The sequence below is a fragment of the Enterobacter sp. EC_64 genome (assembly GCF_019584165.1).
Classification (GTDB): domain Bacteria; phylum Pseudomonadota; class Gammaproteobacteria; order Enterobacterales; family Enterobacteriaceae; genus Enterobacter; species Enterobacter roggenkampii.
Map to the genome: position 1 here is coordinate 131,289 of NZ_VDAS01000012.1, position 11,141 is coordinate 142,429.

At 57.3% G+C, this 11,141-nt stretch carries 6 protein-coding genes and 1 rRNA gene; 1 reads left to right on the forward strand and 6 read right to left on the reverse strand.

The window, feature by feature from the left end; all coding sequences use genetic code 11:
- Positions 1 to 186: 186 nt before the first annotated feature.
- A complete protein-coding gene (metH, locus tag FHC52_RS12175) occupies positions 187 to 3,870 on the reverse strand; it encodes a methionine synthase (protein WP_220420088.1) in 3,684 nt (1,227 codons plus the stop codon).
- Positions 3,871 to 4,063: 193 nt separating this feature from the next.
- Between metH and iclR the strand changes: the two genes are divergently transcribed.
- Positions 4,064 to 4,894 carry a glyoxylate bypass operon transcriptional repressor IclR gene (gene iclR, locus FHC52_RS12180; protein WP_023293555.1) on the forward strand — a complete coding sequence of 277 codons (831 nt, stop codon included), beginning with the start codon at positions 4,064 to 4,066 and terminating at the stop codon, positions 4,892 to 4,894.
- Positions 4,895 to 4,931: 37 nt separating this feature from the next.
- Here iclR and aceK read toward each other — a convergent pair whose 3' ends face one another.
- The 5 genes from aceK to rrf form a co-directional block, all read right to left on the reverse strand.
- Positions 4,932 to 6,668, reverse strand: coding sequence for a bifunctional isocitrate dehydrogenase kinase/phosphatase (gene aceK, locus FHC52_RS12185; protein ID WP_045407208.1), 1,737 nt, complete (start codon positions 6,666 to 6,668; stop codon positions 4,932 to 4,934).
- Positions 6,669 to 6,719: 51 nt separating this feature from the next.
- Positions 6,720 to 8,024, reverse strand: coding sequence for an isocitrate lyase (gene aceA / locus FHC52_RS12190; RefSeq protein ID WP_023334117.1), 1,305 nt, complete (start codon positions 8,022 to 8,024; stop codon positions 6,720 to 6,722).
- A 31-nt stretch (positions 8,025 to 8,055) separates the two neighbouring features.
- Positions 8,056 to 9,657 carry a malate synthase A gene (gene aceB, locus FHC52_RS12195; RefSeq protein WP_021242714.1) on the reverse strand — a complete coding sequence of 534 codons (1,602 nt, stop codon included), beginning with the start codon at positions 9,655 to 9,657 and terminating at the stop codon, positions 8,056 to 8,058.
- A 270-nt stretch (positions 9,658 to 9,927) separates the two neighbouring features.
- The gene (metA, locus tag FHC52_RS12200; protein ID WP_008503405.1) at positions 9,928 to 10,857 is read right to left on the reverse strand and encodes a homoserine O-succinyltransferase; all 930 of its coding nucleotides are present in this window, start codon (positions 10,855 to 10,857) and stop codon (positions 9,928 to 9,930) included.
- A 181-nt stretch (positions 10,858 to 11,038) separates the two neighbouring features.
- Positions 11,039 to 11,141, reverse strand: a 5S ribosomal RNA gene (gene rrf, locus FHC52_RS12205); the annotation flags it as partial.

An 11,141-nucleotide genomic window follows, 5' to 3' on the forward strand; every position in this document is an offset into this window, starting at 1 on the left:
TCCTGAGGTTCCCTGCGCGTTGCCATGTCGGATGACGGCGACGCCTTATCTGACCTACGCACAGGCCCGGTAAGCGCACCGCCACCGGGTGCCAGGGATAGAACCTTATTTCAGTATAAGGGGTTAAGCGTAAGAAAGAGACAAGGCACCCTTGAGGTGCCCTGTTTGTTGTAAGGAAAAGTGACGTTAGTCTGCGTCGTAGCCTAAATTCGGTGCCAGCCAGCGCTCTACTTCTGACACGCTCATGCCTTTGCGCAGGGCGTAATCTTCAATCTGATCGCGCTGAAGCTGCGCCACGGCAAAGTACTTGCTGTCCGGGTGGCTGAAGTACCAGCCGGAGACGGACGCGCCCGGCCACATGGCGAACGACTCGGTGAGCTTCATCCCGGTATGGGCTTCGACGTCCAGCAGTTGCCAGATCGTGCCCTTTTCGGTGTGCTCCGGGCAGGCCGGATAGCCCGGTGCCGGACGAATCCCCTGGTAGTTTTCGCGGATCAGCTCCTCGTTGCTGAGGTTTTCATTCGCCGCGTAGCCCCAGTGCACCTTACGCACGCGCTCGTGCAGGTACTCGGCGAAGGCTTCCGCCAGGCGGTCGGCGATCGCTTTCACCATGATTTTATTGTAATCATCGTGCTGCGCTTCGAACGCGTCCGCCAGCGCATCTTCTTCCAGACCGCCGGTTACCGCAAAGGCGCCAATATAGTCGGCTTTACCGCTCAGCTTCGGCGCGACAAAATCGGCCAGGCAGTAGTTGGCAAAGCCCACTTTCTCGGTTTGCTGGCGCAGATGGCGGCTGACTGCCAGCACGTGAGTGCGGGTTTCATCGCGGTAAATTTCGATATCGTCACCCACGCGGTTGGCCGGGAACAGCCCCACCACGCCGCGTGGGTTGAGGGTTTTCTCCGCGCTCAGCATGTCGAGCATGTCGTTGGCATCGTTAAACAGGCGTTTCGCCTCCTCGCCCACCACCTCATCTTCCAGGATGCGCGGATATTTGCCCGCGAGCGACCAGGTCATAAAGAACGGCGTCCAGTCGATGTAGTTACGCAGCGTTTCGATGCTGGCACTGACCTCCTGAACGCCCAGGCGATGCGCGACCGGCGGCGTATAGCTCGACCAGTCAAACGCCAGATCGTTATCGCGCGCCGCCTGGAGTGAAACTGGCGGGGTGCGCGGTTTCTTGCGCCCGTGCTGGATGCGAACGGTTTCGTACTCTTTGCGGGTGCGCTCAACAAACTCGTCGCGCTGGGTGTCAGAGAGCAGCGCGGAGACCACGCCCACCGTGCGCGAGGCGTTCTGCACGTAGACCGTCGGCCCGCTGTAGTTCTGCTCGATTTTCACCGCCGTGTGCGCCTTGGAGGTGGTCGCGCCGCCAATCAGCAGCGGAATGGTGAAGCCCTGACGCTCCATCTCCTTCGCCACGTTAACCATCTCGTCCAGCGACGGGGTGATCAGCCCGGAGAGGCCAATCAGGTCAGCATTCACTTCGCGCGCGGTCTTGAGGATTTTATCCGCCGGGACCATCACGCCAAGGTCGATAATCTCGTAGTTATTGCACTGCAGCACCACGCCGACGATGTTCTTGCCGATGTCGTGCACGTCGCCCTTCACGGTGGCGATGACCATTTTGCCGTTGCTGGAGCCTTTCTCTTTGCTGGCTTCGATAAACGGCTCCAGGTACGCCACGGCCTGCTTCATCACGCGGGCGGATTTCACCACCTGCGGCAGGAACATCTTGCCTTCGCCAAACAGATCGCCGACCACGTTCATGCCGTCCATCAGCGGGCCTTCAATGACCTCAATCGGGCGGGCTGACTGCTGACGCGCCTCTTCGGTGTCCTGCTCGATAAACTCGGTGATGCCTTTTACCAGCGAATATTCCAGACGTTTTTTCACGTCCCAGGCGCGCCACTCGGCCTGCTGAACGTTGGCTGCGTCATCCGACTTGCTGCCGCGGTATTTTTCTGCCAGGTCAAGCAGCCGCTCCGTGGCGTCGTCGCGGCGGTTGAGGATCACGTCTTCCACCGCGTCGCGCAGCTCGGCGGGCAGGTCGTCGTAAATCGCCAGCTGGCCGGCGTTAACGATCCCCATGTCCATCCCGTTGCGGATAGCGTAGTAGAGGAACACGGCGTGAATCGCTTCACGCACCGGGTCGTTGCCGCGGAACGAGAACGAGACGTTCGATACGCCGCCGGAGATGAGGGCATGCGGCAGCTCGCGCTTGATGTCCTCGCACGCGCCGATAAAGTCCTGGGCGTAGTTGTTGTGCTCTTCGATGCCGGTCGCCACGGCGAAGATGTTCGGGTCAAAGATGATGTCTTCCGGCGGGAAGCCTACCTCTTCGGTCAGTATTTTGTACGCGCGGCGGCAAATCTCAATTTTACGCGCGCGAGTGTCGGCCTGGCCCACTTCGTCAAAGGCCATGACCACCACGGCAGCACCGTAGCGGCGGACCTGCTTCGCGTGATGAATAAAGGTATCAACGCCCTCTTTCATGGAGATGGAGTTGACGATGCCTTTACCCTGAATGCATTTCAGCCCCTTCTCGATCACCTCCCATTTGGAGGAGTCGATCATGATCGGCACGCGGGCGATGTCCGGCTCACCGGCGATCAGGTTGAGGAAACGCACCATCGCCGCCTCGGCGTCGAGCATCCCCTCATCCATGTTGATATCGATAATCTGCGCGCCGCTTTCCACCTGCTGGCGGGCAACGTCCAGCGCTTCGCTGTACTTCTCCTCTTTGATCAGACGCTTGAACTTCGCGGAGCCGGTGACGTTTGTACGCTCACCCACGTTCACAAACAGGCTGTCTTCGCCGATGGTTAACGGCTCAAGGCCGGAGAGGCGACAGGCAACCGGCAGTTCGGGCAGCTTGCGCGGCGGCAGTCCGGCCACGGCGTTGCTCATGGCGGCGATGTGCTCCGGCGTGGTGCCGCAGCAGCCGCCGACGATGTTCAGAAATCCAGACTCGGCCCACTCGCGGATTTGTGCCGCCATGGTGTCGGCATCCAGATCGTATTCACCGAAGGCGTTCGGCAGACCGGCGTTCGGGTGCGCGGTAACGTAGCATTCCGCAATGCGCGACAGCTCCTGCACGTACTGGCGCAGTTCATCTGGACCCAGCGCGCAGTTCAGGCCGAAGGAGAGCGCGTCGGCGTGGCGCAGGGAGTTATAAAACGCTTCGGTGGTCTGGCCGGACAGGGTACGGCCGGAGGCATCGGTGATGGTGCCGGAAATCATAATCGGCAGGTCAACGCCCAGCGCCTCGAACTCCTCTTTCACCGCGTAAATCGCGGCCTTGGCGTTGAGGGTGTCGAATACCGTTTCAATCAGGATCAGATCGGAACCGCCTTCCACCAGCGCTCTGGTCGATTCACGGTAGGCAACAACCAGCTGGTCAAAGGTGATATTACGAAACGCCGGGTCGTTGACGTCCGGTGAAATCGACGCAGTGCGGTTGGTTGGGCCAAGCACCCCGGCAACGTAGCGCGGCTTGTCCGGCGTGCGGGCCGTCCACTCGTCGGCGCAGGCGCGCGCAAGCTTTGCGGCTTCATAGTTGATCTCCGCCGACAGGGATTCCATCTGGTAATCCGCCATGGCGATGGTTGTCGAGTTAAAGGTGTTGGTTTCAACGATATCCGCACCCGCTTCGAAGTAGGCGTTGTGGATATCCTTGATCACGGACGGCTTGCTGAGCACCAGCAGGTCGTTGTTCCCTTTCAGGTCGCAGGGCCAGTCGGCGAAGCGTTCGCCGCGGAAATCGTCTTCGCTCAGGCGATAACCCTGGATCATGGTGCCCATGCCGCCGTCCAGCACCAGAATTCGTTCATTTAACTGCGCACGCAGTTGCTCTACTTTGCTGCTCACACTTGCTCCCGACAACGCTCAACAAGGCCAAAAGGCTGCGTTCCATACTGGCACAATCTCGCAGGGTGGAAAAGTCGCTCAGCGGTAACATGAGACATGTTCACTATCACTCCTCCGATCAGTCAGGATAACGGTTGCAAATTCACCAAATAAAACGAAAATGATTTCCACGATACAGAAAAAGGAGATCGTCATGGTCGCGACCGTTCCCGCTAAACGCGGCAGAAAACCTGCTGCCACCACCGCTGCCGCACAACAGGGTGGACAGGTTCAATCGCTCACGCGCGGTCTGAAGCTGCTGGAGTGGATAGCCGAGTCGCACAGCAGCGTGGCCCTGACGGAGCTGGCCCAGCAGGCTGGCCTGCCGAACTCCACGACGCACCGCCTGCTGACCACCATGCAGCAGCTGGGCTTTGTCCGCCAGGTAGGCGAGCTGGGGCACTGGGCGGTGGGCGCGCATGCGTTTATCGTGGGCAGCAGCTTCCTGCAGAGCCGCAACCTGCTGGCGATTGTGCACCCGATTCTGCGCAAATTGATGGAAGAGTCGGGCGAGACCGTGAATCTGGCCGTGCTCGACCAGAGCGACCATCAGGCGATTATCATCGACCAGGTGCAATGCACGCAGCTGATGCGCATGTCCGCGCCGATTGGCGGCAAGCTGCCGATGCATGCCTCAGGGGCGGGTAAAGCGTTCCTCTCGCAGCTGACCGAGGAGCAGGTGACGGGGCTGCTGCACCGTAAAGGACTGCATGCCTATACCCACGCCACGCTGGTTTCGCCGGTGCATCTGAAAGAAGACCTGGCCCTGACCCGCAAGCGCGGCTATTCGTTTGACGACGAGGAGCACGCCCTCGGCCTGCGCTGTATCGCAGCCTGCATTTTTGACGAGCACCGCGAGCCGTTTGCCGCCATCTCTATCTCCGGGCCGATTTCACGTATGACCGACGATCGGGTCACTGAGTTGGGTGCGCTGGTGATTAAGGCGGCGAAAGAGGTCACGCTGGCGTACGGTGGGATTCGTTAAGCATGCATTGCCGGGTGGCGGCTTCGCCTTACCCGGCCTACATGATGCCCTCTGAAAACCGGATGCAAAACCGCTGCTTGCGACGGTAAGCGTACACATCTTCCACGTGCCCGTTTTTGATCCGCGTTTGCAGTCCCCGCCAGTAGCTGGCGCGGAACAGATCGGCATGCATCTCTTCGAATAGCGGCCCGATGCGCGGATCGGCGCAGAGCCAGTGGCGAAACTCTTCGGGAAACACATCGCCCGGCGAAACGCTGTACCACGGCTCGCTGGAAAGCTCATCTTCCGGGTAGCGGGCCGGTGGGATATCGCGGAAGTTCACCTCGGTCATGTAGCAAATTTCGTCGTAATCGTAGAACACCACCCGACCGTGACGGGTGACGCCGAAGTTTTTAAACAGCATATCGCCCGGGAAGATATTGGCGGCGGCAAGCTGGCGAATCGCGTTGCCGTACTCTTCAATCGCATCTCTTAAAGCCTGACCGTCGGACTGCTCCAGCCAGATATTCAGCGGCACCATGCGTCGTTCAATGTAGAGATGGCTGATCGCGATTTTATCGCCAAGATCGGTGATTTTGGCGGGTGCTTCCTGCAGTAAAAGCGCCATGAGCGCCGGATCGATCTGCTGCTTATCCAGCACAAAATTTTCGAACTCCTGGGTATCCGCCATGCGCCCAACGCGATCGTGCTCCTTAACCAGCTGGTAGCAGGCGCGGACGTGCGCGGCGGTCATCTCTTTCTGCGGCGCGAATCTGTCCTTAATCACCTTAAAGACCCGGTCGAAGCCCGGCAGCGTAAAAACCAGCATCACCATGCCGCGAATGCCGGGCGCTTCGATGAACTGCTCATCGGCCGTGGTGACATAGCGCAGGTACTCCCGGTAGCTTTCCGTTTTAGCGTGCTTCTGGCAGCCAATGGCCATATACAGCTCGGCCGTGGTTTTGCCCGGCAGGATCTCGCGCAGCCACTCCACCAGCGCGGCGGGCAGCGGAGCGTACACCATAAAATAGGAACGGGCGAAGCCAAACACGATGCTGGCCTCGGCGCTGGTAGTCAGGCAGGTATCAACAAACAGTTCCCCGTCGTCGGTACGATGAATGGGCAGCAGAAACGGCACAATAGCCGTCGGCGTAACCAGTTTGCCCACCAGCCAGGCGGCTTTATTGCGGTAGAAAAGCTCGTTGGCCACCTGCAAATGGCTGTGGCTGAGCACCTCCGCGCCGAATGCTTCTTTGAGATGGGCGTGGATATACCCGATATCCCGGGCTTTATTCTCCCAGGGCAGACGCAGCGGCAAATCCGTCAGCACGCGATGCAGGAGCTTTTCCCATCCGTGCTCGGGAAAGAAATCTTTCGCCAGCGGACGCGGAATGGTACGAAAGCGCCGTTCAGGCTGGGAGCTGAAGATAAATAACCGCTCAGGAGATAATGAGCGGTGGTCAAATAACCGGCAATAGACGGAGTTGAAAAAGCTCTCCGCAATCTCGAAGCGCGGGTAGTCGGGTAACAGATGGGTGTAATGCTCTTTTACGCGCAGTAAAAATTCCGCGTCCGGACTTTTACCGTCGGTAATACAGCGCAGCTGCTCCACCACCAGACCCACGTGGTGGTCATAAAGATGGATACGCTGCTTCATGGCCTGCTGAACCGCATGCCAGTCTGCGTGTTCGAAGCGCTGCTGGGCGCCGGAGGTTACTTCCAGAAAACGACCATACTGGGCATCGAAGCCCTGCAAAATAGTTTGGGCAATCAGTAATTCCAGGCCACGCGACATATATTCCCCCTCACCACCAACCCTCTCCCCAGGGGGGAGAGGGGGAAAAGATTAGAACTGTGCTTCTTCCGTTGAACCCGTTAAGGCGGTGACGGAGGAGGTGCCGCCCTGAATAATCGTGGTCACATTATCAAAGTAGCCGGTGCCCACCTCCTGCTGGTGAGAGACGAAGGTGTAACCGTCTTTGCCCGCCGCAAATTCCGGCTGCTGCACCTTCTCAACGTAGTGCTTCATGCCCTCACCCTGCGCATAGGCGTGCGCCAGGTCGAACATGTTGAACCACATGCTGTGGATGCCTGCCAGCGTAATGAACTGGTATTTGTAGCCCATGTCGGACAGCTGCTGCTGGAAGCTGGCGATGGTTTTGTCATCCAGCTTTTTCTGCCAGTTGAAGGACGGCGAGCAGTTGTAGGCCAGCAGTTTGCCCGGGTACTTCGCATGAATGGCGTCGGCAAAGCGTTTTGCCAGCGCCAGATCCGGCGTAGAGGTTTCACACCAGACCAGGTCCGCGTACGGCGCGTACGCCAGACCGCGGCTGATCGCCTGCTCAATACCCGCATGGGTACGATAGAACCCTTCGCTGGTGCGCTCGCCGGTGATGAACTCGCTGTCGTACGGATCGCAGTCAGAGGTGATCAGGTCAGCCGCGTCCGCATCGGTACGGGCAATGACCAGCGTCGGCACGCCGAGCACGTCAGCAGCCAGACGCGCGGCAACCAGCTTCTGAACCGCTTCCTGTGTAGGAACCAGCACCTTACCGCCCATATGTCCGCACTTCTTCACTGACGCCAGCTGATCTTCGAAGTGAACGGCCGCTGCACCGGCTTCAATCATCGATTTCATCAGCTCAAAGGCGTTCAGCACGCCGCCGAAGCCCGCTTCCGCATCCGCAACGATCGGCAGGAAGTAGTCAATAAAGCGCGGATCGTTTGGCTCAATACCCGCCGCCCACTGGATCTGATCCGCACGGCGGAAGGTGTTGTTGATCCGATCCACGACCGACGGCACGGAGTTAGCCGGATAGAGCGACTGATCCGGGTACATGCTGGAGGCCAGGTTGGCGTCCGCCGCGACCTGCCAGCCGGAGAGGTAAATCGCCTCAATACCGGCCTTCGCCTGCTGCAGTGCCTGACCGCCGGTCAGCGCGCCGAGGCTGTTGATGTAGCCCTTTTTAGAGCCACCGTGCAGCAGCTTCCACATTTTCGCCGCGCCATTTTGCGCCAGCGTGCACTCCGGGTTGACCGAGCCGCGTAATTTCACCACTTCCTCTGCGCTGTACGGACGGCGGATGCCTTCCCAGCGCGGTTGAGTCCACTCTTTCTTTAATTCTTCGATCTGTTGGGTACGGGTTTTCATGTGCAGATGCTCCATATTGTTATGTGGTGAGTTACGCCAGGAAGCGGTAGCCCGGCAGGGTCAGGAAGTCGATTAAGTCATCTGATGTGGTGATTTGCTCCATCAGGCGCGCAGCGTCGTCAAAACGCCCGCTGCTGAAGCGGTGTTCGCCCAGCTCGTCCTGGATCACCCGCATCTCTTCGGCCAGCATCTGGCGGAACAGGGTCTTGGTCACCGGTTTGCCGTTGCTGAGCGTTTTTTGATGGTGGATCCACTGCCAGATAGAGGTACGTGAGATCTCCGCCGTCGCAGCATCTTCCATCAGGCCGTAGATCGGCACGCAGCCGTTGCCGGAGATCCACGCTTCGATGTACTGCACCGCGACGCGAATGTTGGCACGCATGCCCTCTTCCGTACGTTCTCCCGCGCACGGCGCCAGCAGCTGTTCTTCTGCGATGGGTGCATCGTCTTCACGGGTGACAAACAGCTGGTTTTTGTTGTCGCCGAGCACGCGGTTAAAGACCTCCATCGCCGTATCGGCCAAACCCGGATGGGCGATCCACGTCCCGTCGTGACCGTTACGGGCTTCAAGCTCTTTATCGGCTTTCACCTTGTTGAGCACCTGATTGTTGCGCTCTGCGTCTTTGCTTGGGATAAAAGCCGCCATGCCGCCCATCGCAAAGGCGCCGCGCTTGTGGCAGGTTTTGATCAGCAGACGCGAATAGGCGCTCAGGAACGGTTTGTCCATGGTGACAACCTGACGATCGGGGAGCACGCGATCGGGATAATTTTTCAGGGTTTTGATGTAGCTGAAAATATAGTCCCAGCGTCCACAGTTCAGACCGACAATGTGGTCGCGCAGCGCATGCAGGATTTCATGCATCTGGAATACGGCGGGCAGCGTTTCAATCAGCAGGGTGGCTTTGATGGTGCCGCGCGGCAGGTTGAAACGATCTTCCGCATAGCTGAAGACCTCGCTCCACCAGGCTGCTTCCTGCCAGGCCTGCGTTTTTGGCAGGTAGAAATACGGGCCGCTGCCTTTCGCCAGCAGGGCTTTGTAGTTGTGGAAGAAATAGAGGGCAAAATCAAACAGGCTTCCTGGAATGGCTTCTCCACGCCAGGTGACATGTTTTTCGGGCAGGTGCAGGCCGCGCACGCGACAGATCAGCACCGCCGGGTTCGGTTTGAGCTGGTATATTTTGCCGGCTTCATTGGTATAGCTGATGGTGCCGTTTACGGCGTCGCGCAGGTTGATCTGCCCCTCGATGACCTTACGCCAGTCCGGTGCCAGCGAGTCTTCAAAATCGGCCATAAAGACTTTAACGTTGGCGTTCATGGCGTTGATCACCATTTTGCGTTCTACCGGACCGGTGATCTCAACGCGACGATCCTGTAAATCTTCAGGGATGCCGCGGATTTTCCACTCGCCACGACGAATGGAAGCAGTTTCCGAAATAAAACCAGGCAACTTGCCGTTATCAATTTCCTGCTGCTGATGAATACGTGCCGCCAGCAGCTTATTGCGCTGCGGCGTAAAGCGGGTCACCAGTTCAGTCAGAAATTCTACCGCTTCTGCCGTTAATACTTGCTGTTCTTGCTCGCCATACGGCTGGGTAAAGGCCAGTTCATCGACCGTCGTTGCCTGTTGAGTCATTACTCTGCTCCTCATCAAAGATCCAAAATCACGCTCCCGACGCGAACGAAAGATCGTTGGGTAGTTTTCGCTCAGCAGAATTAAGACTATCTCTATTTTTTCTAAAATCAAAAACAATTTCCATTTTAATTATAAATTGCAATTAATTGATTGATTTTATTGAAATTAAAGTTTTAAAGAATGATGAGTGGCATTTCGGAAATAAAAAAGGCACCCGAAGGTGCCTGATTTGAATAGCTGAAACGCTTTAGGATCGTTTAGTGCAGACGATTACTCCAGCGTTGGATTCATGTGACGCAGATCGTATGGTGTTATCTGGTAGACGTAATAGTTGAGCCAGTTAGTAAAAAGCAAATTCCCGTGGCTGCGCCAGGTCGCTCTCGGTTTGTTTTGCGGGTCGTCTTTCGGGAAATAGTTGTACGGTACATCCGGATTTAGACCCGCTTCGACATCACGGAAATACTCTGACGCAAGGGTGTGCGGATCGTACTCAGGATGTCCGGTCACAAAGGCAATGCGCTTATCTTTACTGGCAAACAGGTAAGCGTCCCCATCTTCCGTTTCGGCCAGGATCTCCAGATCGGTGTAATCACGAATCAGCTGGGCCGGGAAATCGGCGTAGCGAGAATGCGGAGCCAGGAAAGAATCATCAAACCCGCGCGTCAGCAACGCATGGGGATGGAGAATATGGTGTTCGTATACGCCGGAGAGCTTTTCAGTGCGGGTTTGCTTGGGGATGCCATACAGAATATTCAGTGCGGCTTGTACCGCCCAACAGACAAACAGCGTGGACGTGACGTGATCTTTTGCCCATTCCAGCACCTGTTTGATCTGCGGCCAGTAAGCGACATCGTTAAATTCCACCAGGCCCAGCGGCGCGCCGGTCACAATCAGTCCATCGAAGTTTTCACCCTGAATGTCATCAAAGTTGCAGTAGAAGTTGTTCAGGTGCTCAGAAGGCGTATTGCGAGACTCACGGGCGTCGATCCGCAGCAGTTGAATATCAACCTGCAGCGGGGAGTTCGACAGCAGACGCAGGAACTGGTTTTCTGTTTCGATCTTTTTGGGCATCAGATTGAGAATAAGCACCTTCAGCGGGCGAATTTCCTGACCTGTCGCACGTGAAGTCGTCATCACAAAGACATTTTCTTCACGCAAGAAATTGACGGCTGGTAGCTCGTCCTGCACCCGAATCGGCATAGCTTTATATCCTCACAACATACGTATAAACGTTTAGACATCCAGACAGCTAACGATACCCAGAAATGATCGGAATGTCGAGTCTGCAAGGTGAAGGTGAGAAAGTTTCAGGGAGAGGGAGAGGAAGAAAACAAAAGCAAAAAACCCCGCACCTTTCGGTACGGGGTTCTTCTTGTTTGATGCCTGGCAGTTCCCTACTCTCACATGGGGAGACCCCACACTACCATCGGCGCTACGGCGTTTCACTTCTGAGTTCGGCATGGGGTCAGGTGGGACCACCGCGC